Consider the following 25,398-nt stretch of genomic DNA (forward strand, 5'->3'; position numbering starts at 1 on the left):
TACCGTCAGGGTGAATATTACTAAGATAAAAAAGAAGCTCAGTGTGAGAGTTGCCTCTTTGCACTGGGCTTTTTTGTTTGAAGTTTTTAGTTTAAAATCTTTATTCAGTTTAAAATTATTTCCAAATAGAACAAAAAACTTGACAGATGTAATTCCAGGTGTTACAATTAATAAACGATTCGATATAGAAATTACATCACTTTGAAATTGAGGCCACATGTTTTCAATCATCCAATTATTGAAAACAATTTGTGAAGTATCATATACAGTTAACCCACTGCCCGATATTAAATTAATTAATTTTTCCTTGCCAACTAAATTTTTCTCTAAATCAGGCTTTATGATAATAAGTGATTTTTCCATTAACACTATTAATTTCCTTTACTCATTCTTTGTTTGATAAAAGCAGTCTCTTCTTCAGTATCCAATCTTGGAAAAACCGGAACTCCTTTTTCAATCACTTTTGTTTTTACTTTTAGGTTACCGAATGTCAAGCTATTAAAAGTATATTCTTCTTCCAATCCTAATTGGTCAAAAATTTTTACTGAAGCTTGTGTCAAAACAGGTTTTATTAATATAGCGACAATACGTAGTACTTCCGATAGGTGTCTCATCACAGATTCTAATTCAACAGCTTTCTCTCCATCTTTGGCCAATATCCATGGACTCATCTGATCAATGTACTTATTTGCTCGACTAATTATTTTCCATATCTCATCTAAGCCCTTAGAGGGATTATTAGAATCTAGTGCTTTAAAAAAAACTTCTATATTTTCAGTCACTGAAACCCTGAGTTCCTCATCATACTCCCCAACATCGCCTTTATAGTCTGGTATAACTCCTCCAAAGTACTTGTTTATCATAGCAATTGTGCGATTTAAAAGATTTCCTAAATCATTTGCTAAATCAGAATTAACTCTTTCAACAAAGTCCTCAGGAGAAAACTGACCATCATTTTCAAGATTTACTATTTTAGTTAAATAGTAACGAACTACATCAACCCCATATCTTTCAACCAGCACATCAGGATATACTACATTCCCTTTAGATTTAGACATTTTTCCATCTTTCATAATAATCCAACCATGAGCTAAAATATTTTCAGGAAGTGGTATTTCAAGTGCCATCAACAATACAGGCCAATATATAGCATGGAACCTAACTATTTCTTTTGCAATTACATGGACATTTGCTGGCCAAAATTTATCAAATAGTTCAGTGTTTTCAGTCCCATAACCTAGAGCAGTAATATAATTTAGTAGTGCATCAATCCAAACATATACAACATGTTTCGGATTACTTGGTACTTTAACACCCCATGAAAATGACGTTCTAGTAATAGCTAGATCCTCTAAGCCACTTTCAAAAAAATTGTTTAATAGTTCATTTTTACGAAAATGAGGAGTTATGAAGTTTGGATGACTTTCATAATATTCTAGTAATTGTTTCTGATACTTAGCAATACGAAAAAAATATGCTTCTTCACGCACTAAACTTACTTCATTTCCACTCGGGGCTAAGCCGCCTACTATTTTATTATTTTCATCCCGATAAACCTCGCTTAGCTGGCTCTCAGTAAAAAACTCTTCATCCGAGACAGAATACCATCCCTCATACTCGCCAAGATAGATATCACCTTTGGCCAACAACTTTTCAAATACAGCAGCTACAACTTCTTCATGCTTAATGTCACTCGTTCTAATAAACTTATCGTTTGAAATATCCAATAACTTCCATAGTTCTCTGATATCCTCAGACATTTTATCAACATACTGCTTCGGAGTAACATTTAATTCTTTGGTTTTTTTTTCAATCTTTTCACCATGTTCATCAGTTCCAGTTAAAAAAAACACCTCGAAGCCCTTCATTCTCCTATAACGTGCTAATACATCACACAATATAGTAGTTGAGGCGTTACCTATGTGCAGCTTACCAGAAGGATAGTAAATAGGAGTAGTAATATAAAATGTTTTTTTTTTTCATTTTTTAAATTTGTCCTTTCAAAATAGATAATACTATTTACTAAGTCCCATTCTAACATAATTGATACACTAAAATCAAGTTCAGTAAAACCTATTTTTCCCAAATTTATCATACATTTGATTTATTACTATCATAAAATTATCAATCACTTCAACGTTCGTGCTCCTTAATATTTTAAGTTTTCACTAATCCATCTTAGACCTCTCTCTCCTATGAAAAATTTATCTCGCATTCCTAATAGCAATTATCTATAGAATTTATATTGCTCTTCTACTAATTAAGCGATGTTCAGAGTACTTGTCACTCAATTTTATATATCATTGGAAACAAAAGAGTCCTCTACACGCAAATTGGTTAAATCTCTTCCTATTTTATTACTCCTACTACTTAAATTTTAATTGTTTCTCTGATAATTATCCTCTATATAAATCCTTCATACCAAGAGTTTTCGTTCAAAGGTTTCTAGTCTTTTACGAACAGATTAAAAGCCTTGGAAACAGCTTGTTCCAAGGCTTTCTTTGTATTCAATTATATCAATTACCTCATTCCGATTTCTGCCGCTATCATCTTTACAGTCATCTTTTTATCCATTCCTATCTCTATCATCCAATTTTGATTATCCCTTTCCTAGCAAGCTCCAGTTGCCGCTGGCTTCGTAGGCTGTGATTATCTCCCTAGCTGTATCCGTAATCTCTTCTGGATAGTTCAGGCTCTCTAGTGTATTAACCGCATTCTTGGTCAAAGCGCTGCCTTGCTTAATTTTATAGTCAAAGACAATCTCTCCTGCTATATATTGACTGTCAAAGTGATATTGAGCATTGAGCTGACCAGAGGCTGCTACCAACTCCACATCATGGCTCGAAATCATGTAAAGACAGGGCTTCTCAGCTAGCCAATCAATGATTGCTAGTCCCGCACCAATCCGCTCAACAGTATTGGTTCCTTTAAAAAGCTCATCGATGAAAAAGTAGTGCAAGCCCTCTTCTTCCAAGGAATCTATCATGCGCTCAATAGCCCTGCTCTCGGTGATAAAGTAACTATCCCCAGAGCCGATGTCATCGGTCACATCCATTGAGCTCAGGACATGACCATGCTGCAAGGTCAAACTCTCGGCGCAAGCAAAGCCTAACCCCTGAGCCAAGATAGCATTGATAGCTGCTATTCTCAGGTAAGTCGATTTTCCAGAAGCATTATCGCCACTAATCATCATATTCTTAGAAAAGTCCAAATCATTGCTGACAGGTCGCTCTAAGAGTGGATGATAGAGTCCCTTGCCCTTCATCCCAGTTGAGCTTGTAAAGCTAGGTTTTGCATAAATTGGCAGGCTTTCCTTGTAGTTAAGTACAGCAATCGCTGCCTCTAAGCGACCTAGAATCTCCAGCACTTGCCTAGCCTGTTGATTGGCCTTGACCAGACGATTGGAGATATAGGCCTGAGCTAACTGAGGTATGAGCAAGACGGAGTTGATATAGAGATAGAAAATCTCCAGCTCAGAGGCACCCGACTGGGGCCGAAAGACTTCTCCAAAAAGCCGTGTTCGGCTAAAAGAAGCCACCGCTTCTTTCAGAGCAGCTTGCTGGGGCAAGGGCAGTCGGGCGATCTTTTCACCAATATAGAAGATCCGTACCAGATAGCCCATGCTGTCCAACTTCATCTCGAGAGACCAGCGCGTGGCCATGGAGTAAACGATATTAAAGGCCATGCTGATGATGGGAACTATATATCCCAGACTAGGATTGATAAAATAGAGGAAAGGGGAAAGTATCGGAATCGCAGCCAAGAACAGGTAAAAACTTCCCTTGTGATTCGCCTGAGCTGGTTTATAGATCAGTTTCTTAGCTTGATTGTGATTTTTCTTGCCAAGCTCAGAAAAAAGCAGTTGCAGCTGAATACGCACCTCTGGATGTTGGGCTAAATATGCCTGCAAATCATCAAATTCCTGATCTGCCTCGAAATGCAACAGGCGGAGTTTGCTGTAAAGGTACTCTGAACCTAGACTGGATTGGGATGCTGTATCAATATCCTGAAAAACATCAAAAAAGTCCAAATCTCCCCAAGTCTGGTCGTCCACCAAACTATCATAGGTTCCAGCTTCTTCGTCTAACAAAAAGGACTCATATAGACTGGACTCACTGTCTGGCAGGCAATCAACCCGCTCACGACTTCCCCAAGCAGCAGCTAAACGCTTCTTAAAGCGAATCTTTCTCCGAATAGCAAAGACTATGACAAGCACTAGCACCGCCAAAAAGCCCAGTAATACCACGATAAATTGCGACATAAATGCCCTCATCCTTTCCAGAAGACCTCTAACTTTTAGACATATTATACTACTTAAAAAAGTAAAAAGAAAGGCAAGAAGAGGCGGATAATACGGTCGATTTTACAAAGGCCACTTTTCAATCTTCCAGTTTTATATTATAATCATAGCTATATTCCTGTCGTAAAATTGGAGGTCCTCATGAGCAAAAAAGAAGTCGCATTCCCACGCTACCAGCAGATAGCTGTCGCTATTGCCGAGCGAATCGTTGACGGCAAATATCCTATCGGCAGCAAGATCTATGCCCGCTCTACCCTAGCCAGCAACTTCAATGTCTCTCCTGAGACAGCCCGCAAGGCTATCAATGTGCTGGTAGATTTGGAAATCATGGAAGTCCGCCACGGCAGCGGAGCCTTCATTTCCTCCAAGGAAAAAGCCCAGCAGTTTCTTGAGACCTATAAAGATGTCAACTCTCTGCAGGATCTCAAAAGCAAGCTCCACCAGAGCATCCAGCGCCAAGAGGAAGAATTTGCCAACTTTTCCCAATTGCTTAATCAGCTTCTCAGTCGAACTAAGGATGTCCAGCAGCGCTTCCCTTTCAATCCCTACGAGCTCCAGCTCTCAGCAGACGCTATCAACCTAGGAAAATCTATCAATGAACTCAATATCTGGCACTCGACTGGTGCTACCATTGTCGCAGTCCAGCAGGGAGACCAACTCCTAATCTCGCCTGGTCCTTATACCAAGCTGGAAGCCGGCAATACCATCTATTTTGTTGGCAACGAATTATCAGTCGGTTTGATGCATAATTTATTTTTTAATGAAATTGAAACAAACAAGTGAAACAGCGCTTGTTTTTTCTTTGTCAAAAAGCAGAATAGACAGGCGAATCCGCTGTCTGACAAGCCTTTTGCGACTTTCAGAAATATTCTAGAAAATCATCCTCCTTTTTTATAATAGTCGAAAAATGCCGGTCTGACGGTCTTTTGGGTTTGACAAAGTGACCACACGATGTTATACTGTGATGGTCTTTTAAGTGACAACTTATCAAAATAAACATGTAGTCACTTGTGCAAAAGGAGAAATACGTTGAATAAACTAGAAGTAAAACATTTGACTAAAATTTTCGGTAAAAGGCAAAAGCAGGCACTAGAAATGGTGCAGCAAGCCAAAAGCAAAACGGAAATTTTAGAAAAAACCGGCGCTACTGTCGGAGTTTACGATGTAAACTTTGAGGTTCAGACCGGAGAAATTTTTGTCATCATGGGACTGTCCGGTAGTGGGAAATCTACCCTTATCCGCCTGCTCAACCGATTGATTGACCCGACATCAGGCGACATTTACATCGACGGCCAAGATGTAGCCAAGATGAACGAAGAGGAGCTGCGTGACGTTCGCCGCCACAAGCTCAATATGGTCTTCCAGAACTTCGGCCTCTTCCCACATCGGACCATTCTGGAAAATACTGAGTTCGGTCTGGAAGTCCGAGGTGTTGATAAGGAAGAGCGCACGCGCCTAGCTGAACAAGCTCTGGACAATGCTGGTCTCCTCTCCTTCAAGGATCAATACCCCGATCAGCTCTCCGGTGGGATGCAGCAGCGGGTCGGTCTTGCTCGAGCTTTGGCCAACAATCCTGACATTTTGCTCATGGACGAGGCCTTCTCAGCTCTAGATCCCCTTATCCGACGAGAAATGCAGGATGAGTTACTAGATCTGCAGGCAGAGCATGAGCGTACTATTATCTTTATCACCCACGATCTCAATGAAGCCCTGCGTATTGGTGACCGCATTGCCATCATGGCTGACGGTCAGATTATGCAGATTGGCACCGGTGAGGAAATCCTGACCAATCCAGCCAACGACTTCGTTCGAGAGTTCGTTGAAGATGTGGACCGCTCCAAGGTCTTGACTGCCCAGAATATCATGACAACACCACTGACTACCAACATTGACATCGACGGACCAACCGTGGCCCTTAATCGCATGAAAAAAGAAGAGGTCAGTATGCTGCTGGCTGTGGATAGAAAGCGGCATCTCAAGGGTAGTCTAACTGCCGAAGGCGCCCGAGATGCCCGTAAGCAGCATCAAGCACTGGCTGAAGTGATTGATAAGAACGTCCGCAAGGTCACTCAGGAAACCCTGATTACTGATATTTTCCCACTGATCTACGATTCACCAGCGCCTCTGGCCGTTGTAGATGATAAGGACAAGTTAGTCGGCGTTATTATTAAAGGTCGAGTCATTGAAGCCTTGGCCAATACTACTGAATCTGAAGAATAAGGGAGGTTCGCATTTTGAATATTTTACAACAGCCAATCCCTGTTTCTCAATGGGTTGAGGCCTTTACTAACTGGGTAACAGATACCTTCTCCGGGCTTTTCTCGGTCCTTCAGGCTATCGGAAACGCCATCATGAATGGAATGACAGACACCCTGCTCTTCATTCCGCCCCTGCTCTTTATCGCAGTCATCACTATTTTTACCTATTTGATTTCCAAGCGTAAGCTGGGGCTGCCCCTGCTCACCCTCCTAGGCTTGCTCTTTGTTTACAACCAAGGCCTCTGGGAAAATCTCATGAACACTGTGACCTTGGTCATCATCTCCAGTGCCATTTCCATTATCATCGGTATTCCACTGGGAATTTGGATGGCTAAGAGCAACCGTGTCGAAGCAGTTATCAAGCCCTTGCTGGACTTTATGCAGACCATGCCAGCCTTTGTCTACCTGATACCGGCCGTGGCCTTCTTCGGTATTGGTATGGTGCCTGGGGTCTTTGCCTCTGTCATCTTTGCCCTGCCACCGACTGTCCGCTTTACCAATCTAGCCATTCGTCAGATTCCGACCGAGCTGATTGAAGCGTCAGACTCCTTCGGGGGCACTGGCAAGCAGAAGCTCTTCAAAGTCGAGCTGCCTCTGGCTAAAAATACCATCCTAGCTGGGGTTAATCAGACCATCATGCTGGCTCTTTCAATGGTTGTTACCGCCTCTATGATTGGGGCACCCGGACTGGGTCGCGGCGTCCTCTCAGCCCTGCAGCATGCCGACATCGGTTCCGGATTTGTCAATGGGGTATCTCTGGTTATCCTGGCCATTATCATTGACCGCCTGACCCAGAAACTCAACCAACCTCTGGCTAAAAAATCACCGGTCACTGCCAAGGAAAAACGCAACAAGATTATGCTCTGGTCTGCTCTGGCCGCTGTCATCTTGACAGCCTTTGTCGGAAATCAAGTAACCAAGCTTCAGCAAAGCAAAAAAGAAAAGGTCAACCTTGCCTATGTTGAATGGGACTCCGAAGTTGCCTCAACCAATGTCGTAGCGGAAGCTCTCAAGGAAATGGGCTACGATGTCACCATCACACCGCTAGACAATGCCGTTATGTGGAAGTCCGTTGCTAATAGCGAAGCCGATGCCATGGTTTCTGCCTGGTTGCCGACTACCCATGCTGCTCTCTATGAGGAGTACAAGGATAAGCTAGTGGACTTGGGGCCAAACCTTGAGGGCGTTAAGACAGGGCTAGTCGTACCAAGTTATATGGATGCTGACTCCATCGAAGACCTGTCAGAACAAGCCAAGAAAACCATCACAGGTATTGAGCCCGGTGCTGGTATCATGACCGCGACTGAGAAGACTATGCAAGAATACAGCAATCTCAGTGGTTGGAATCTTTCTTCTTCCTCAACAGGAGCCATGACCACTGCTCTGGATCAGGCTATTAAGAATAAAGAAGATATCATCGTAACCGGCTGGTCACCTCACTGGATGTTCTCCAAATACGACCTCAAATACCTCAAGGATCCTAAGGGAACCATGGGCGGTAAGGAAGCTATCCACACTATGACTCGGAAAAATCTAGACAAGGACTTACCAGAAGTCAATAAGGTCCTAGACAACTTCAACTGGACTCAAAAGGACATGGAAGAAGTCATGCTTAAGATTAACGAAGGCAGCTCACCAGAAGCTGCAGCCAAAGAGTGGATCAAAAACCACCAGAAAGAAGTCGAAAGCTGGAGGAAATAAAAGCATAGAAAACCCTGAGATAACAGTATCTCAGGGTTTTTGATTGGCTTCTTCCTTGCCTTACAAGACTTTGGCATCTTTTAAAGATTTCTTCTATTTGGAGCATCATTCTTTAATAGCATCTTCGTATCTGTCAAAGGCATAGTGGCTCTGTGCGTAGAGTGGATTATCCATGGCCAATAGCAAGTATTCGTTTTCTGTTTTATTGCTGTCTCCATCAGAGTCATTCCAGGTAACATCTAAAGCCAGCCACTGACCATCTACTTTTGCGAAGTTCCAAGCATGCGGGTCAAAATCATCTGTATTTCCACTCACATACATGGTTTCGAGACCAGCTTCCTGAGCAAGAGCCTGGAAGGTTACAGCATAAGCCTGACAGACTCCCTTACCCTCAAATAGCGGACCAGTAATATCAAAACTAGATTCATACTTGCGAATACCGTCTTGCATATCTTTAAACGCTTTTGAAATAGCCTCTTCTGATTCTTTATTCTCAATAGATGTTTTGTAATTCAAAAAGCCTTGGTAAGCAGCCTTATCATAGCTAGTATGCTCAATTAAATACTGATTAATTGCCTCAATCTTTTCTCGGTCGCTCATCTGGTCTTTGATGATGTCTTTAACAATCTCTTTGACTTTTTTTCGGGCCTTCTTATATTTGGCTGTTTCGTCAGCATCGTATTTAAAACTTACCACATGTTGCTTAGCATCAATGGTAGGGAGCACTCCCTGCTGAATGACTGGATTTTGCTCTAAAACATCGTGAAGCAATTCACTGACATCTCCTTCACTCAGCTCTGGAAACTCACTGTAATCGACATATTCTGCATCGGACAGAAGGGCCTTGGCAAAATATTCCTGCGCCGCACTTCTGGCTGCCACTCTTTCCTCAATATCACTAACATCATGAACGACTGTTTTACCCTTGAGATCCAAGTCAGCCTGCTCTACGCTGATATATTTCTCTGAAACACCTGACTTGCTTTCCTCTTTATTGACCTTTTCATTATGCTTATCTACAACAGGCTGCACTTCTTCGACACTGGCCTGTTCAATGAAAAAGTCCGTTTTGACAGTAGGCATGCCCTTGATAGAGACCAGACATCTGACATCCCGACCTTCTTTTTCAATTTTTTCATAGACGATTGGAAAGTTCTGAGTCTGGCCATCCATCATCTGCAGTGGTGCTTCTTCAGGAATGTTTCCCTTCTGCCTCAGGGCGGAAACCTGGTCAGAAAAAGTCCGAAAATCGATTTGATTCGGCATCAGTTTCGCAAAGCTATCAGATGAGATAGGATTGCTGATAGTTCCTAAAGCTTCTTTGTCTTTAAGGGGAACAACAAGGAGTTCATAAGGCTTTTTCTCAACCGTTTTCTTACTGTAATCCTGGTCGTAAGCCTGCAGCAACCGTTGTCTGGCAAGAATTGGATCATCACCAGAACGGCCTCCGTTGCGGCTATCATAGTGGGTAGGCAAATCCGTCCGATACACTGTCGAAGTGACCCGATCGACCTCTTTATAGTTATAAAGGCCTGTCTTCGTATCACTGCCAGGCATGGTCACATATTCTCTTTTTATAATGGAATAAGAGTCCGCTCCAGGTACTTCGGTCCATTCCAGCTGCAAGCGACCATCTCCGAGCAGACTGCTCTTGGTTTTCAGAGCTAGCTTGTCGCGCCCTTTCTTATCTATCTTAACGATCCAAAGTTTTGGTTTTTTAAGCTTTTTACCTGTGCGCTCATCATCCCGTTGCAGCAAATAGAGCGTATCAAAGACCCCCCAGCTCTCACCTTGCTTGGCTAGACCATATTCCGTATGCTCTCCATTTGCCTCCACTCTAGTCGCAGAGAAATGATAAGCTGGCTCAATCACTATCTGCCGCTTATCATTCATCTTAAAGTCACCCCCTAAAATAGCTCGTAAGTTGCTGTCCCCATAAATTTCAAAGGAAGAAATCAACTCGGTCTGTCCTTCATGTGGCAGTGTCTCAAAATCGTTAGGCTTTTGTACCTCTGTCGGAAATGTAATGGGCTCATTTTCCTTGATCTGAATGACCTTTTCTTGGACATCATAAGGAGTATTTTTGCTGTATTTTTCTCTCAGCTTACGAACACTTTCCGAAAATTGGCTGCCTTGCTCTCCCGGACCTCCACCGTTCTTTTGAAAAAGACTGCAGCCCATCAGAAAACAAATCAACAGAGTAAGCAGAGAAATGAAACGGATTTTCCTACTCATGATTTCCCCTCCTGAAGTAAATATTCTTAATATATTATACCATATTTTATTTGAGGTGTCTTTGTTTTTTTGTAAGCGGATTCAAATATCTGCAATTTTGCGAATAAATTCTTATTTTTTTATAGAGACAGATTCCCTCGAAACACTGCCTTTTCTCATCTTGCTTTTAAAATCAAGAGGATTCAGCCAATTCCCATCTTAAAATATTAAAAAACCAAGCCAGATAGGACTTGGTTTATTTTATAAGGAGCTATTTTGTTTAAGTCATTCAATCCTGATAGAGACTGTCTCCATTCGTCGCAATGACTTCTTTGTACCAATCAAAAGATTTTTTCTTGTAGCGGGCTAGAGTTCCGCTACCGTCATCGTTGCGGTCAACGTAGATAAAGCCATAACGTTTGCTAAGTTCTGCCGTGCTGGCTGAGACTAGATCAATACAGCCCCAAGTCGTGTAACCTAGCAGTTCTACGCCATCTTCCAGAGCTTCTCCTACCTGCTGCAAATGCTGTTTGAGATAATCAATGCGGTAGTCATCTTCAACCGTTGGACCATTTGGACCATCCACCAAGACATCCTTGGCACCGAGACCATTTTCCACGATGAAGAGAGGCAGTTGATAGCGGTCATAAAAGCTATTTAGCACTAAGCGCAGGCCGACTGGGTCAATCTGCCAACCCCATTCTGAGCTAGCCAGATGAGGATTTAGGATACCACCTAAAAGATTGCCTCGGCCGGAAGAATAATTTTCCGGATCATGGGCCGCAACTACACTCATATAGTAGGAGAAGGAAATAAAGTCTACAGTATTTTCAGCCAAAAGCTCTTTGTCTCCCGGCGCAAACTGAATCTCAATCCCATTCTCCTTGAAGAAACGATTGATATAGGCTGGATATTTTCCACGCACATGGATATCAGAGAAGAGATAGTTTTGATTTTCAAATTCCCGTGCTGCCAGCACATCTTCTGGCTTAGGCGTCATAGGATAGGCTGGCATAGCCAGGACCATACAGCCAATCTTAAAATCAGGATTGATCTCATGACCAATCTTCGTTGCCAAGGCAGAAGCCACTAGCTCATGGTGGACCGCTTGATAGAGGTCATGCTTGGATAGTTCTTCAGCTGGCGTGGCAATGCCTCCGCTCATAAAGGGTGCATGGAGAACAGAGTTGATTTCATTAAAGGTCAGCCAATACTTGACCTTATCCTTGTAGCGAGTAAAAACCGTGCAGACATAGCGCTCGTAGAAGCCAATCAAATCGCGGTTGGCCCAGCCATTGTACTGACGCGCTAAATGCAGGGGCGTTTCATAGTGAGACAGGGTAATCAGCGGCTCAATGCCATATTTGGCCAGCTCGTCAAAGAGATTGTCGTAGAATTGCAGACCAGCTTCATTGGGCTCTAGCTCGTCCCCATTTGGGAAAATCCGAGACCAGGCAATGGAAGTCCGGTAAACCTTGAAACCCATCTCCGCAAAGAGGGCAATGTCCTCCTTATAACGATGGTAGAAATCAATCCCTTCTAGCTTGAGATTATCTGGTGTCGGCCCCTCGGTAATCAAAGGATTGCAATCACCTGGCTTGGCTGGCACTCCGCCTTTTGGAGTCACATCCTGAACAGACAGGCCTTTTCCATCCAGATTATAGGCGCCTTCATACTGGTTGGCTGCAGTTGCACCGCCCCAGAGGAAATTCTGCGGAAATTTACCCATTTGCATTTTCTCGCTTTCGTTTTTTTTATATTTATATTATAATAGTTGTCAAACATATTTTCTAACACAATTATCTTAATAAATTGTACTATTCTATGAAAGAGTGTCCCCATGATTGATTTAGGCCAACTACATAAAAATACCGTTTTTAAAAACCAAGGAACCCCTTATTCTCTGACCCGCACCATCACTGAAAATGGTCATCCAGATATTCTTTTCCACTGGCATACCGATGTTGAAATGATTTATGTCCACGAAGGAAAAGCACAATTTCATATTGATGACGACTACTTTAACAGCGAAAAAGGTGATATTATCCTGATTCGCCCCAATGCCCTGCACTCCATCCACCCCATCAACGACGAGCGTCATTATATGGACGCCATTAATTTCCATCTGGATCTGATGGGCTACTCTGCCATGGATCAGGCCAGCATCAACTACTTGCAGCCCCTCTACAATGGCCAGTTGGACTTGACTCATGTTATCAAGCCTACGGATACAGCCTATGCCGAGATTCGCCAGTACCTCTTAGTAGCTATGGAAACAGGCTATTTCCGCAAATCTCACTACGAGTTTCAGCTCAAAGCCCAGCTTAACCAGCTCTTCTACCTGCTCTTTGAGAATGGCTATGTCATTTCCAAAGACCTATCACCAGAAGGCTACCGCAAGGAAGAAAAGATTCGCTCCATCATCGACTACATCAATGCCCATTACCAAGAAGACCTAAATATTGACCAATTAGCTGGCATCTGCGGCTACAGCTCCACCCATTTCATGAACTTCTTCAAGAAGCATCTGGGCGTTTCCTGCATTGAGTACCTGATTCAATTCCGCCTGCGCAAGGCAGCCGAACTCCTGCAGCACTCCAATCTCTCTGTACTGGAAATCTCCAGTCAAGCAGGCTTTAATAACCTGTCCAACTTCAACCGCCAGTTCAAAAAATACTACCAAATGACACCAAGCCAGTATCGGAAGAAATGAAGCTCTAAAATAGAAAATAAAAAACGAATACCTGCTAAGCTAAGTGAACTTGGAGGTATTCGTTTTTTGTAATGCTAATATTATAAGAAGGATAGAAACAGCACCATGTTTTGTAAGATATTATTCTATATCTCGGTCCCTACCTTCTGAGCCATAGACTCTGTGATAGGCTTTGACATAAAAAGATATGGGTTTATCTGATTCGTTTTGGACAGTGATATCTTGATCACTGTCGCTTACACTAAAAACAAACGCTCTATTTTGGGTAAAGTWGACATCAATGCTATAGTTTTCGTTAAACTCAACACCTAAATCGGATAAAGCCTGTTCGTTTGGGATTGTTATCCCCCCATCCTTTTCATTATAGTAGTGAACAGACTTTTTTTCTGCATCATAGATATACTCATTTTCACCTATCTGCTCTCTCAAATAAGAATCGTATATTCTAATTTTCCCATCTGTTTTATCTTTAAATTTTAAAACACTGACTCCTGAACCCTTTATTAGGTCAAGATAAGGCTTTTTAATCTTTACATAAACAGCTTCGCCTGGCTTTAATTTGACTAATTGATAGGAGCCGCCATGATCTTCTCCGCCAAAATAAACCAGATTCCAAATCAAAGTTCCCAAAAAGAGTAGACTAATCACTTTCCCATAAATGCTTTTGTAGAAAGGTTTCTTTATACAGATATAAACTATCCATGAAACGATAAAAACAACAAAGATAAATAAGAGTGGTAAAAAGTGAATTAAAAAGTCTATTAAAAGAAAAAGTTGTTCAAAAAAATTCATATTTCGCCTTTCTTTAATTCTCAATCAATATTTAGTTTCAGCAAACAAGGATAAAGTTAGTCTCTATCATTTCATTTGGATTGTTCTCCTTACGAACTCATCATTTCTATACTAGCAAGTTCAGCAGGAGATTGAAGAGCCCCAGCCAAAGGATAGCTAGCAGCAAATTGCGGCCCTGCTTTTCCTTGAAGAGATTTCTTCTCAGAAACAGGCAGAAAATCAACAAGACCAGGGAACACACTAGCAACAAAAACAAGATAAACATGGGTATAAAATACAAAAGCAGCCTCAAACCAAAATACATTTTATTTTCTTTCCAATAACATGATAGACGAGCTCGAAAGCGGTCAGTTTCATTCATTAACAGTTCTATAATCCTTTTTAATTATAACAAAGCCCTCAATTTTAAAACAGCAAAAACCAGATTGGCAAATCCAATCTGGCTAAAATCATATTCAAGCAATTTATTGCCCCGGCCAATTCAGTCCAACATGAGAATTCATTTCCTGATAGGCGGTATCAATCCGTGCTCTGGTTTCTTGATCCAGTTTGTCTCGATACTTGCCACCTTCGACAAAGTCGTCCAAAATCCAGGTCTGGTAAGTGTATAAAGGTAGACCGTCTGCCGAAGTAGTGCCCTTTTCAACTCGACTGACCCAGCTCGGATGAGCTTGAGCACTTTTTATCTGTGTGCCCTTTGTTGTCTTTTCAATGGTAACATCCATCAGCACTCCGCGCTCGGTCCAATGAGCATTTTCAATTCCCTCCATAGTTTCGATGCGCTGATTGGAAATGAAATTTCCCATAGAATACATGATCAGCTTCTTCTGACCATCTTTCTCTAAAATCTCTGCCGGCTCAACCACATGCGGATGCCCTCCAAAGACGATATCTGCTCCCCAGTCAACCATTTTATGGTAGAGGGTCATCTGCTCCTCTGTCGGCTCCAGCTGGTACTCTACCCCCATCTGAGGCATAACAACCGTGATGTCCGCTTCCTTTTCTGCCCGCTCAATCTCGGCTCGCATCTTTTCTTCATCCAGATCGGACAGTCGATTGTCATAGTCTTCCTGACTGAGAAGCCCCTCCATGCCATTGTAGCCATAAGAGTAGGCTAGCAGTGCAATCCTAATGCCTTTTACTTCCTTTATCAAGAGCGGTGCCTGACTGCGGCTTTCATGCGGATAAACACCGACGGGAGTGATTCCCTCTTTTTCAAAAGCCTGAGCTGTAGTGAAAACTCCCTCCAAGCCAGAGTCTAAAATGTGATTATGAGCCAGATCCATCACCTGATAGCCAGCATCCTTGATTGCTGGAACTACGGCTTCTGGAGCATTAAAGAGCGGATAGCCATTCAAGGGATAGTCCGGCCGAATCGTGCCTTCAAAGTCTCCTAAGACCAAATCCCCCTGCCGAAGCCATTCCTTAGCATAGTGGAAATTCTCAGAAAAATCATAAGTTCCATCTTCTTTCTGAGCACTCAGATAAAGGCCATCGTGATAAAGCAAATCCCCAGTCGCCATGATACGAACCGTCTGATTCTGAGAAGAACCTGACTGCTGCTCTTTCTTACTAGGAGACAGAAAGGTAAAATCCTGCACATGCTCCGACAGAAGAATTAATCCGGCTGACAGCCCTACTACGGTCAAAAGCACTCCGACAAACTGGCGATTACTAAGCTGTTTTTGAAAGATTTTGGGACGAGGAAATGGAAGTCCCTTAAACCAGTCTCGCCAAGCATGGTAAGCATCTGCCAGCAGACTATGTTCCGCAGCAAAACCCGATATCTTTTTCCAAAGTTCCTGAAAAAAAGTCTGAATTTTCTCCCAAAGAATTTTTTTATCCATCACATCTCTCCGCTTTTTCTTGCTTGATAATAGTGCATCAACATTTACTATATTGTACTATTTTTACCGTCAAAAGGAAAGAAAAGCAAAAAGCAGGAGAGGGAGAAGCATGCTACAATCTTCAAATTGCGGCATGCTTCCACCATTCTCCTGCTTCATTATCTATTTTTTCAATTCTAATAGCTGATTGCCGAGCTGAAACTCAGCTTTCATTCTTACACAAAACTTCCTAGATCAACAGTCAGCACTTGGCCGTTTCGGACAACCTGCTGCCCTGCAATGTAGACATCCTGAACATCGCTGCCTTTGACTGCATATACTAGGTGCGACAGCATATTTTCCAAAGGATAGAGGTGAAGTCGTCCCTTAGGTTGAATGACAATGAAATCGGCTTGCTTGTCCGATTCAAGACTGCCGATTTTGTCCTCCAAGCCCAACGTCTTGGCTCCTTCAATAGTCAAAGCTTTCAAAGCCTGCTCAATCGTAAACTGGGTCGCATCGCCTGCCCGCATTTTCTGAAGGAGAGCAGCTGTCCGACCTTCTTCAAACATATCCAGATTATTATTGGAAGCGACAGAGTCCGTCGCTAAGCCAACGGTCACCCCAGCGGCTAGTAAGTCTGTCACTGGAGCTACACCAGAAGCCAGCTTGAGGTTGCTGATAGGATTGTGGGCGATGCTGACTGGTGAAGCCGCTAAGTCCGCAATCTCTGACGGATTTAGCTCAACCCCGTGAGCAAAAATTGCTGGCTGCTCCAAGTAACCCAAACCCTTTAAGAAAGCCAGAGGCCTTTTACCATAGCGCTCCAGAATGATTTTATTTTCTTCCTGAGTCTCCGCCACATGGATATGAAGCTTCAAATCCAGCTCACGCGCTAGCTCAAGACTGCCCTTGAGCAGAGCTTCATCACAGGCATAAGGCGAATGAGGCGCCACCATGACCTGAAAATCTTCATCATTATAGGAAAGGATTTTCTCAATAATGGCCCGAGTACGAACCAGAGTCTCTTCTGCTGTTTCTGACTTTGAGCTAAAGAGTGTTGGTGAGAAATAGCAGCGCATACCAGACTGCCGCACAGTCTGATAAATCCTGTCAATTTCCACTCCCTGAGGATTATACATGTCGTTAAAAGTTGTTGTTCCTGACAGCAGCATTTCAGCTAGAGCAAATTGAACTGCTTTAGTAGTCACTTCTGCTGTAAACTGACTTTCTGCTGGCCAGATATAGTCCTCCAGCCATTCATGCAGATTGCTGTCATCACGAATCCCGCGCAGCAAGGTCATGGCCGAATGAGTATGGCAGTTGACCAGTCCGGGCATGATCCAAGCCCCTTCATAATCCACTGTTTCACTGCATTTCCCTAGCCAGTTTTCATCATAGGGACCACAGTAGGCAATGCGGTCATCTTCCACGACCAGCAGCCCTTCTCGGTAAACATGAAATACGCTGTCACAGGTCACCAGATTGACATTTGTATAAGCTTTCATCCGCCATATCCTCACTTTCCCAACACTTGGCTTCAAGAGATTTTAGCTATTATAACAAGCCTAATCTAATTGTGCAAGTCTTTTTATAAAATTATGGCATAAAAAAGAGCCCCATCTGAGGCTCTAGTTGTCAATCATTATCTATGACTAATCTTCCTAGTCAGGAAATCCCCAACAAACTGAATGAAGAAGATGAGCAGCAAAATAAGAATGGTCGCAAGAATGGTCACATCATGGTTGAAACGCTGATAACCATAAGTCAGGGCAACATTTCCCAGTCCGCCGGCACCAATCGCCCCTGCCATAGCGGTCTCCCCAACCAGAGAGATGAGCGTAACTGTCGTCACACGAATCAAGTCCGGCAGACCTTCCCGCAGGTAAACACCGACAATGTCCCAGAAAGTTGCTCCACTAGCCTGCGCCGCTTCAATGACCCCTCGGTCTAGTTCGGATAAGACCACCTGAACCTGACGGGCAAAGAAAGGAAAAACAGCCAGTGAAAGAGGTACCAAGGCCGCAGTCGGACCAATCCCAGTTCCCACAATAATCCGAGTAAAGGGATTAATAAGGGCTAAGAGAATGATGAACGGAATAGCCCGGAAGATAGAGGTAACTTTGTCCAAGACGAAAAAGACAAGTCTATTTTCCAAAATACCTCTCGGCCCTGTCAAGACGAGCAAGAGACCAGCGATAAAACCTAGAATCCCTCCGATAAAGAAAGGAATGATAGTCATATATAGAGTCAGGTAAATAGCTGTTCCCCAGCCAGCCTGCCCAGACCAGCCCATTCTATAAACATTGGGCATAAATTGTTGAATCAGCTGTAGCATTAGTTACTCCCTTCTTTCAGAACATGCAGCTCTACTCCTGCTTCGCGCAGACTTTCCTGCACCGCCGCCAGTTGCTTGGTCTCTCCAGATAAGATAACGACCATTTCTCCGACCGGTACATGATCTAAAATCTCAATATTGGCGTGAAGAATATTGGCAGATATGTGATACTGCTTGTAAATGTCGTTTATAATGGCTGTGTCCGTTACCACACCTGAGTATTTCAAATGTGCCAGAATGGAATTTTCCGGCAGGTTTTGCACAATCTTTTGCTGGTTGATTTTGATCATGGCCTCATTGATGCCCGTTGCGGTAGTAATGAAGTCTTGGGTCAGCTCATTCTTGGGATTAGAGAAAATATCCAGAACTGAGCCTTCTTCAATCAGTCGGCCATTCTGCATAACCGCTACACGGTTGGCAATGTCCTTGACAATCTGCATTTCGTGGGTAATGAGGACAATAGTCAGACCCAATTTTTGATTCAAATCCTGCAATAGAGCCAGAATCTGCTTGGTGGTCTTAGGATCCAGAGCAGATGTAGACTCGTCCGAGATTAGGATTTTTGGATCATTGGCCAAGGCCCGTGCAATGGCTACCCGCTGCTTCTGACCACCAGACAGCTGGGCAGGATAATTGTCCGCCCGATCCGCTAAGCCTACCAAGTCTAAAAGCGTATGAACTTTTTTCTCTTTTTCAGCAGCTGATAAAGGTGAATGCTTGAGCGCAAAGGCAACATTTTCCTTGGCTGTCATCTGTGCCATGAGGTTAAAATGCTGGAAAATCATCCCGATATCCTTACGCTTTTGGCGCAACTGAGCTGCAGTAAGCTGAACCTGATGATGATCATAGAAAACCGTATCATCCACCGTGATCTTACCAGCAGACGGCACCTGCAGCAAGTTAATGACACGGACCAGAGTAGATTTCCCGGCACCAGAATAGCCTACAATTCCATAAATATCACCCTGATTAATATGAATGGTCACATCTTCTACAGCCTTAATGTCTTGCTTTTTTTGCTTAAAAATGACATCAATGTGATCCAATTTGATAATTTCTTTGCCCATAATTTCCGATTCACTCCTTGATTTGTCCAATATGAGATTTAGCCACTATAGCCTCTTAGTTTGCTTTCCGCCTGTCGCTCGACTAGGGAAATGTAAAATCATAAGCTACAATCTATACCGACCTAGCTAAAAGCTAGATAATGATCAAACTAAATGATCATAATAGCAGATAAAGGGCTGGAGAAGCTAATCTCCGCCCTTCTTAATCATTTCATTTATTCAATACAATGACCTTCTGCTGGAAAAAAATTACCAAACCGGCTGATCCATACCATCTGATGATTCTTCAATAACTTTTTTCACTTCATCAGTATGGTAAGCCTTGATAATTTTTTCAATCGCGTCAGCCTTGTCTGATTTCTTCCAATCTGGTTTCGCTGCAATCAGGTTATACCATTGTTTTGAGTTTTCATTGGCTTCTTCTTTGAAGAGGGCCTTCTTGTAGTCAATGCCTGCTTCGCGGACGAAAGTATTATTGACAACTGCAGCATCTGCTGAAGTCAGAGAAGCTGGTGTTTGAGAAGCATCCAACTCAGAAATTGTCAGATTCTTCTTGTTTTCTTTGATATTGGCAACAGTCGCAAGCTCGTTCCCTTTAACATCAAGCTTGATCAAACCAGCTGATTCAAGAAGATAAAGAGCACGGCTCTCATTTGTCGCATCATTTGGAACGGCAATTGTCCCATTTTCTGGGATGTCTTTCACATCTGTGTATTTATTTTTGCCGTCCTTTGTACCAGAGTAGAGACGAATAGGAGCGATATAGGTATCCGCAACAGACACAAGGTCTGCTCCCTTCTCTTTGTTCCAGTTTTCAAGGAAGTTGTAATGTTGGAAAGCGTTGATATCCACATCACCGTCAAGCAGAGCTTGGTTAGGCTGAGAGTAGTCGGTAAACTGTGTATACTCTAATTTAACGCCTGCATTTTCTTTGTCAAGAATCTCTTGAACCTTGTTCCAGCGCGCTTCTTCTGTATCACTCAGGCTCATTACCCCAACCTTGACGGTTACAGGTCCGTCTGCTGATTTGCTCTCCTTACTAGAAGAGCCTCCGCAAGCTGCCAAACCCAAGGCTGCCAGGCCGACTAAGCCGACTGAAAAGATTTTTTTCAAATTCATCATTTATTCTCCTTTAATGGATAAAATTCTAAATCTTCTATTTTATAAGATTACTTCTCATTTTACCATGTTAAAGGAGACTTGGCTTATATAAATAATTTATCGCCGTGATAAAAAAATTATATAACGATTTGAAGCATTTGAGTTGATTTTATCCCCTTTTACTGCATGAAGGTCAGCAGATAGCCATATCCTTCTGCTTCCATTTTCTCTTTTGGAATAAATCGCAGAGCTGCTGAGTTGATACAATAGCGCAAGCCGCCTGCTGCTTCTGGGCCGTCAGTAAAGACATGCCCAAGATGGGCGTTTCCAGAACGGCTGCGCACTTCGATACGCTCCATGCCATGGCTCTTGTCTTCATAATATCGCAGAACTTCTCTGGCAATGGGCCGGCTAAAGCTAGGCCAGCCGCAGCTAGATTCAAACTTGTCTCCAGCAAAAAAGAGGGGCTCACCAGTCGTCACATCTACATAAATTCCTTCTTCAAAAGTGGCATTGTAGGCATTATGGAAGGGACGCTCTGTCGCACTATTCTGAGTCACCTGGTACTGCTCTTCCGTCAGCTGCTCTTTTAGTTCCGCATCTGTAGGCTTCTCGTATTGGCCAGGATCTACCAAGGGATGATAGGCATCATTGACATTGATATGACAGTAGCCACCAGGATTTTTCTTGAGATAATCCTGATGATAGTCCTCAGCTAGGACATAGTGGCGCAAAGGCTCTAGCTCAACAGCAATCTTTCGGCCCAGCTGCTTTTCCTGCTCAGAAAAAACCTGCTCAATGACTGCCTTATCGGCTTGATTGGTATAGTAAACGCCCGTCCGATACTGACGACCTACATCATTTCCCTGCTTATTGACCGACAGAGGATCAATGACTCGGAAAAAATAGAGCAGGATTTCCCGTAGGCTGACCCGCTTTTCGTCATAGACTAGATGAACTGTCTCTGCATGATCCGTCTGATGAATCAGCTGGTAGTTGGTTGATTCTACTTGCCCATTGGCGTAGCCCACTGTCGTTTCCTCCACACCCTCAATGCGAGAAAAGTACTCTTCCAAGCCCCAGAAGCATCCACCTGCTAAATAAATTTCTGCCATAAAAGCACCTCATTTCTTTGCGTCTATTTTCTCATAAAAGGAGTCGAAATTATAGCAATTTGATTAGAACTTTCTTCAAATTGTTATGAAAAAGCTGGATCTTAATGACAATTAACCCAGCCATAATCTTCATTTCAAATCACAATAACGCTTGAATTAAATCTTTTAATAGAAAATTACTCCTCAATATACTTCAATTTTCCTCGGAAATCTTCTAAGCTTTCATAGCCTTTTTCTTCCATAATAGCCTTGAGTTCTGAGGTGATGCGTTCGAAAGCTGCCACTCCTTCTTTATGAAGGGTTGTTCCTACCTGCACCATACTGGCACCACAGAGGATATGCTCAAAGGCATCGCGCCCCGTTAGAACACCACCAGTACCAATGATTTGGATTTCTGGTTTAAGGCGTTGGTAAAAAGCATGGACATTGGCCAGAGCAGTCGGCTTGATATACTGACCTCCGATACCTCCAAAGCCATTTTTCGGACGAATGACCACTGACTCATCTTCTATGTAAAGGCCGTTTCCAATGGAGTTTACACAATTGACAAACTTGAGCGGATATTTGTTAAAAATTGCAGCGGCCTGGTCAAAATGCACGATATCAAAATAAGGAGGCAGCTTGATTCCCAATGGCTTGGTGAAATAAGCAAAAGCTTCTGACAAGATTTTTTCCGTCGTTTCAAAGTCATAGGCAATCTGCGGCTTGCCAGGGACATTGGGACAGGAGAGATTGAGCTCAGTAATGCCTTTAAAGTCACTTGCCTGCACTTTCTTAAGAATGGTGTGGGTTTCTTCTGGCGACATACCAACCAAAGAGAGGAAGAAAGCGCGATTTGGTTCGCTTTCCTGGAGTCCCAGCAGGTAGTCAAGATAGTAGTCCAAACCATTGTTGGGCAGACCCATGGAGTTGATAGACCCCAGCGGAACATCCTGATAGCGCGGTTCTGGGTTTCCCTGACGAAATTCCAGCGTCGCTGTCTTGGTCACAAACGTTCCCGCAGCAGAATCTTTGACTTCTGCCAGTTCCTCTTTTGTCATGCAGGCAACCCCAGCTGCATTCATCAGGCAGTTGTCAAATGCAAAACCAGCAATCTGTGTAGATGTCGAAACCATAGTAAAACGCTCCTTTTTTTCTGAAGGCGAGTGCCTTTAGCTCATTTCCTCTATTATATCACCAAACTCCACTTTTTCGTTTTTTAAACCAGCAATTCCTGACTAACGTTCGGAAAACATCCAGTTCGCTCAGCTATTTTCTGGAATATTTCAGAAAATAAATTGTGGAAATTTTTAGAAAATTCAACTTTTTTCTTTACAAGAGAAAAAAAGTCTGCTATAATGTTCCATGTAATAAAATATGACATCTAAAAGATGCCTGTTTTAAAAATTTAAACACATCCTCGTCACACAAGTTGTAAGTAGCTTCCGACAGGATGGTTTACTATTTTATTTAAAGGAGAATGACAGATGACAACTGCTAAAGAATATATCCAAAGCACTTTCGAGACCGTAAAAGCCCGCAACGGACACGAGGCAGAATTCCTCCAAGCTGTTGAAGAGTTTCTCAATACTCTGGAGCCCGTTTTTGAAAAACACCCAGAATACATTGAAGAAAACATCCTAGCGCGTATTACTGAGCCTGAGCGCGTTATCAGCTTCCGTGTTCCTTGGGTAGACCGCGAAGGCAACGTACAAGTCAACCGTGGTTACCGCGTACAATTTAACTCAGCAGTTGGCCCTTATAAAGGCGGCCTTCGTTTCCACCCAACTGTAAACCAAGGTATCTTGAAATTCCTCGGATTTGAGCAAATCTTTAAAAATGTATTGACTGGACTGCCAATCGGCGGTGGTAAAGGTGGATCTGACTTTAATCCCAAAGGTAAGACTGATGCTGAAGTGATGCGCTTCTGCCAAAGCTTTATGACAGAATTGCAAAAGCACATCGGCCCATCTCTTGACGTTCCAGCTGGTGATATCGGTGTCGGCGGACGTGAAATCGGATACCTCTATGGCCAATACAAACGCCTTAACCAATTCGACGCTGGTGTCTTGACTGGTAAACCCCTTGGATTTGGTGGTAGCTTGATTCGCCCAGAAGCAACTGGTTACGGCTTGGTTTACTACACAGAAGAAATGCTCAAGGCTAACGGCCAAAGCTTTACTGGCAAAAAAGTGGTTATTTCCGGTTCTGGTAACGTAGCCCAATACGCTCTTCAAAAAGCAACTGAGCTTGGTGCAACTGTTATCTCTGTATCTGACTCAAACGGCTATGTTATCGATGAAAACGGTATTGACTTTGATCTTTTGGTTGATGTCAAAGAAAAACGCCGCGCTCGCTTGACAGAATATGCTGCTGAAAAAGCAACTGCTACTTACCATGAAGGTTCTGTATGGACTTACGCTGAGAAATATGACATCGCTCTGCCATGTGCGACACAAAATGAAATCAATGGCGAAGCTGCCAAACGCTTAGTTGCTCAAGGAGTTATCTGTGTATCTGAAGGTGCCAACATGCCGAGCGACCTAGATGCTATCGCAGTTTACAAAGAGAATGGTATCTTCTACGGACCTGCTAAAGCTGCCAATGCTGGTGGTGTAGCTGTATCTGCTCTGGAAATGAGCCAAAACAGCCTTCGTCTGTCATGGACTCGCGAAGAAGTTGACGGCCGCCTCAAAGACATTATGACAAATATCTTCAACACAGCTAAGACTACCGCTGAAACTTACGGACTTGGCAAAGACTACCTGGCCGGTGCTAACATCGCTGCCTTCGAAAACGTAGCAAATGCTATGATTGCGCAAGGTATTGTTTAACTAGTCGATACATCCTATCGGAGGACTATCATGAACTTACGGCCAATGGAAGTGAGAGACAATCCGGCTGTAGCGCAGCTCATTCGAGCCAGCCTAGAAGAATTCGGACTTAACAAACCAGGAACTGTCTACTTTGATTCTCATCTAGATCATTTGGCCGACTATTATCAACATCAAGAGAGGGCAGCCTACTTTGTTCTGGAAGATGAAGGGCAGCTCGTTGGATGTGGTGGCTTTGCACCTGTGTCTGATAAGATTGCTGAATTACAAAAACTGTATGTCACTAAACACAGTCGTGGCAAAGGTTATTCCAGTCGGCTGATAAAGCAGATATTCCAAGAAGCCCGCCTAGCAGGTTATGAACAGCTTTATCTAGAAACCACTACTGAACTGGCTACGGCAGTGGCCATCTATCAGCACTATGGTTTCACATCACTGCAACAACCACTTTCTAACGCCACTGGCCACCCAGCTATGAATATCTGGATGATAAAATCACTCTTATCAGATGAATAGATATCAGTATACTCTGGCCGTCTCAAGGACATCATGACCAACATCCTCAACACAGCTAAAACTACCGCTGAAACATACGAAATTGGCAAAAACCATCTGACTAGTGTTAACATCTCTACCTTCGAAAACGTAGCCAAAGCCATGATTGCGCAAAGTATTGTTTAAGCACTATCAAACTAGAACTCAAAAAAATCCGACTGCTTTTATAAGCAGTCGGATTTTTATATATCTAATTTTTCAAAAAATTTGCCTACTACCTGCTTTTCTTTTAGCTTCTCTAACAACTCATTCTCCAGAAAAGGACTTAGTTCGTCAAAATCTTGGCAAACCTTAAAGACAGTTTCTCTGTCCAACTGGCCATAAGCTAGTTCGTAATAATCCTTCTTATGGTGCCAGTTCTGGTCATAGTTGACATCTGTCTGTTGATAGTAAACAATGTTTTGCTTCGGTGTCAGGTAAATCTTCTGCGTCAGAATGCTTTTCTGATCTTTGGACAGCTTGCTGCGGCTGAAAATCTTAACACCCTGAAAAATCTTGCGCTCATGGATACCTTGATTTGTGACTTTCAATTCTATTCTTTTATAATGCATACTGATACCTCCAGAAATCACCTACATTATATCAAGTTTTGACAGATTTTCAAG

At 42.9% G+C, this 25,398-nt stretch carries 19 protein-coding genes and 3 pseudogenes; 7 read left to right on the top strand and 15 right to left on the bottom strand.

The features are described from left to right. From K4H96_RS06930 to K4H96_RS06940, 3 genes and pseudogenes are all read right to left on the bottom strand, one after another. On the bottom strand, window positions 1-363 hold a 363-nt coding region (locus K4H96_RS06930; RefSeq protein ID WP_227956439.1), incomplete at its 3' end, for a hypothetical protein. Between the two features lie 14 nt (window positions 364-377). Next, window positions 378-1,961 (bottom strand): annotated as a pseudogene (metG, locus tag K4H96_RS06935) (methionine--tRNA ligase); the annotation flags it as partial. 638 nt (window positions 1,962-2,599) lie between these two features. Beyond that, complete coding sequence (locus K4H96_RS06940) at window positions 2,600-4,261, bottom strand: MutS-related protein (protein WP_223337344.1); 1,662 nt, start codon at window positions 4,259-4,261, stop codon at window positions 2,600-2,602. Between the two features lie 180 nt (window positions 4,262-4,441). Between K4H96_RS06940 and K4H96_RS06945 the strand changes: the two genes are divergently transcribed. The 3 genes from K4H96_RS06945 to K4H96_RS06955 all read left to right on the top strand — a co-directional run bounded on the left by K4H96_RS06945 (window position 4,442) and on the right by K4H96_RS06955 (window position 8,259). Next, window positions 4,442-5,083, top strand: coding sequence for a GntR family transcriptional regulator (locus tag K4H96_RS06945; protein WP_002896558.1), 642 nt, complete (start codon window positions 4,442-4,444; stop codon window positions 5,081-5,083). Between the two features lie 246 nt (window positions 5,084-5,329). Continuing rightward, on the top strand, window positions 5,330-6,520 hold the full coding sequence (locus K4H96_RS06950) for a quaternary amine ABC transporter ATP-binding protein (RefSeq protein ID WP_223323031.1): 1,191 nt from the start codon (window positions 5,330-5,332) through the stop codon (window positions 6,518-6,520). Between the two features lie 14 nt (window positions 6,521-6,534). Continuing rightward, on the top strand, window positions 6,535-8,259 hold the full coding sequence (locus K4H96_RS06955; protein WP_223337343.1) for an ABC transporter permease/substrate binding protein: 1,725 nt from the start codon (window positions 6,535-6,537) through the stop codon (window positions 8,257-8,259). A gap of 105 nt (window positions 8,260-8,364) precedes the next feature. Here the strand turns inward: K4H96_RS06955 and K4H96_RS06960 are convergent, their stop codons facing one another. Then, window positions 8,365-10,494 (bottom strand): transglutaminase domain-containing protein, encoded by a 2,130-nt coding sequence (locus K4H96_RS06960; protein ID WP_223337342.1) that lies wholly within the window; start codon window positions 10,492-10,494, stop codon window positions 8,365-8,367. Between the two features lie 268 nt (window positions 10,495-10,762). Further along, window positions 10,763-12,208 (bottom strand): glycoside hydrolase family 1 protein, encoded by a 1,446-nt coding sequence (locus K4H96_RS06965; RefSeq protein ID WP_317627996.1) that lies wholly within the window; start codon window positions 12,206-12,208, stop codon window positions 10,763-10,765. A gap of 105 nt (window positions 12,209-12,313) precedes the next feature. On the opposite strand from K4H96_RS06965, the gene K4H96_RS06970 reads away from it, so the two are divergent. Continuing rightward, entirely contained in the window at window positions 12,314-13,186 is an 873-nt protein-coding gene (locus K4H96_RS06970) for an AraC family transcriptional regulator (RefSeq protein WP_223337340.1), read from the top strand. Between the two features lie 120 nt (window positions 13,187-13,306). Here K4H96_RS06970 and K4H96_RS06975 read toward each other — a convergent pair whose 3' ends face one another. The 9 genes and pseudogenes from K4H96_RS06975 to K4H96_RS07010 form a co-directional block, all read right to left on the bottom strand. After that, complete coding sequence (locus K4H96_RS06975) at window positions 13,307-13,978, bottom strand: hypothetical protein (RefSeq protein ID WP_227956440.1); 672 nt, start codon at window positions 13,976-13,978, stop codon at window positions 13,307-13,309. Window positions 13,979-14,067: 89 nt separating this feature from the next. Further along, window positions 14,068-14,265 (bottom strand): annotated as a pseudogene (locus K4H96_RS12330) (RhtB family transporter); the annotation flags it as partial. Between the two features lie 177 nt (window positions 14,266-14,442). Further along, window positions 14,443-15,825: a CapA family protein gene (locus tag K4H96_RS06980; protein ID WP_223337339.1), complete on the bottom strand. Its 1,383-nt coding sequence runs from the start codon at window positions 15,823-15,825 to the stop codon at window positions 14,443-14,445. 215 nt (window positions 15,826-16,040) lie between these two features. Beyond that, window positions 16,041-17,312, bottom strand: coding sequence for a TRZ/ATZ family protein (locus K4H96_RS06985; protein ID WP_223337338.1), 1,272 nt, complete (start codon window positions 17,310-17,312; stop codon window positions 16,041-16,043). 137 nt (window positions 17,313-17,449) lie between these two features. After that, window positions 17,450-18,142 carry a methionine ABC transporter permease gene (locus K4H96_RS06990; RefSeq protein ID WP_002898357.1) on the bottom strand — a complete coding sequence of 231 codons (693 nt, stop codon included), beginning with the start codon at window positions 18,140-18,142 and terminating at the stop codon, window positions 17,450-17,452. Beyond that, window positions 18,142-19,209: a methionine ABC transporter ATP-binding protein gene (locus tag K4H96_RS06995; RefSeq protein WP_223337337.1), complete on the bottom strand. Its 1,068-nt coding sequence runs from the start codon at window positions 19,207-19,209 to the stop codon at window positions 18,142-18,144. The genes K4H96_RS06990 and K4H96_RS06995 overlap by 1 nt, the downstream gene beginning before the upstream one ends. Before the next feature lie 249 nt (window positions 19,210-19,458). Then, a complete protein-coding gene (locus K4H96_RS07000; protein WP_002907288.1) occupies window positions 19,459-20,331 on the bottom strand; it encodes a MetQ/NlpA family ABC transporter substrate-binding protein in 873 nt (290 codons plus the stop codon). A gap of 158 nt (window positions 20,332-20,489) precedes the next feature. Continuing rightward, window positions 20,490-21,425, bottom strand: coding sequence for a peptide-methionine (R)-S-oxide reductase MsrB (msrB, locus tag K4H96_RS07005; RefSeq protein ID WP_223337336.1), 936 nt, complete (start codon window positions 21,423-21,425; stop codon window positions 20,490-20,492). 176 nt (window positions 21,426-21,601) lie between these two features. Beyond that, the gene (locus K4H96_RS07010; RefSeq protein ID WP_223337335.1) at window positions 21,602-22,540 is read right to left on the bottom strand and encodes a dihydroorotate oxidase; all 939 of its coding nucleotides are present in this window, start codon (window positions 22,538-22,540) and stop codon (window positions 21,602-21,604) included. Window positions 22,541-22,891: 351 nt separating this feature from the next. On the opposite strand from K4H96_RS07010, the gene gdhA reads away from it, so the two are divergent. The 3 genes and pseudogenes from gdhA to K4H96_RS07025 all read left to right on the top strand — a co-directional run. After that, complete coding sequence (gdhA, locus tag K4H96_RS07015; protein WP_227956442.1) at window positions 22,892-24,238, top strand: NADP-specific glutamate dehydrogenase; 1,347 nt, start codon at window positions 22,892-22,894, stop codon at window positions 24,236-24,238. A gap of 30 nt (window positions 24,239-24,268) precedes the next feature. Then, window positions 24,269-24,754 (top strand): GNAT family N-acetyltransferase, encoded by a 486-nt coding sequence (locus K4H96_RS07020; protein WP_223337873.1) that lies wholly within the window; start codon window positions 24,269-24,271, stop codon window positions 24,752-24,754. A gap of 15 nt (window positions 24,755-24,769) precedes the next feature. Next, window positions 24,770-24,919: pseudogene (locus K4H96_RS07025) on the top strand (NADP oxidoreductase); the annotation flags it as partial. Between the two features lie 56 nt (window positions 24,920-24,975). Here K4H96_RS07025 and K4H96_RS07030 read toward each other — a convergent pair. Further along, complete coding sequence (locus K4H96_RS07030; protein ID WP_002901482.1) at window positions 24,976-25,344, bottom strand: EXLDI protein; 369 nt, start codon at window positions 25,342-25,344, stop codon at window positions 24,976-24,978. Between the last annotated feature and the right edge of the window lie 54 nt (window positions 25,345-25,398).

Source organism: Streptococcus sanguinis (assembly GCF_020729765.1).
GTDB classification, from domain to species: Bacteria; Bacillota; Bacilli; order Lactobacillales; family Streptococcaceae; genus Streptococcus; species Streptococcus sanguinis_Q.

Coding starts and splice junctions, on each gene's coding strand:
- K4H96_RS06940 (WP_223337344.1), bottom strand. CDS start 4,261: ATGTCGCAATTTATCGTGGTATTACTGGGCTTTTTGGCGGTGCTAGTG.
- K4H96_RS06945 (WP_002896558.1), top strand. CDS start 4,442: ATGAGCAAAAAAGAAGTCGCATTCCCACGCTACCAGCAGATAGCTGTC.
- K4H96_RS06960 (WP_223337342.1), bottom strand. CDS start 10,494: ATGAGTAGGAAAATCCGTTTCATTTCTCTGCTTACTCTGTTGATTTGT.
- K4H96_RS06965 (WP_317627996.1), bottom strand. CDS start 12,208: ATGCAAATGGGTAAATTTCCGCAGAATTTCCTCTGGGGCGGTGCAACT.
- K4H96_RS06970 (WP_223337340.1), top strand. CDS start 12,314: ATGATTGATTTAGGCCAACTACATAAAAATACCGTTTTTAAAAACCAA.
- K4H96_RS06980 (WP_223337339.1), bottom strand. CDS start 15,825: ATGGATAAAAAAATTCTTTGGGAGAAAATTCAGACTTTTTTTCAGGAA.
- K4H96_RS06985 (WP_223337338.1), bottom strand. CDS start 17,312: ATGAAAGCTTATACAAATGTCAATCTGGTGACCTGTGACAGCGTATTT.
- K4H96_RS06990 (WP_002898357.1), bottom strand. CDS start 18,142: ATGCTACAGCTGATTCAACAATTTATGCCCAATGTTTATAGAATGGGC.
- K4H96_RS06995 (WP_223337337.1), bottom strand. CDS start 19,209: ATGGGCAAAGAAATTATCAAATTGGATCACATTGATGTCATTTTTAAG.
- K4H96_RS07000 (WP_002907288.1), bottom strand. CDS start 20,331: ATGATGAATTTGAAAAAAATCTTTTCAGTCGGCTTAGTCGGCCTGGCA.
- msrB (WP_223337336.1), bottom strand. CDS start 21,425: ATGGCAGAAATTTATTTAGCAGGTGGATGCTTCTGGGGCTTGGAAGAG.
- K4H96_RS07010 (WP_223337335.1), bottom strand. CDS start 22,540: ATGGTTTCGACATCTACACAGATTGCTGGTTTTGCATTTGACAACTGC.
- gdhA (WP_227956442.1), top strand. CDS start 22,892: ATGACAACTGCTAAAGAATATATCCAAAGCACTTTCGAGACCGTAAAA.
- K4H96_RS07020 (WP_223337873.1), top strand. CDS start 24,269: ATGAACTTACGGCCAATGGAAGTGAGAGACAATCCGGCTGTAGCGCAG.
- K4H96_RS07030 (WP_002901482.1), bottom strand. CDS start 25,344: ATGCATTATAAAAGAATAGAATTGAAAGTCACAAATCAAGGTATCCAT.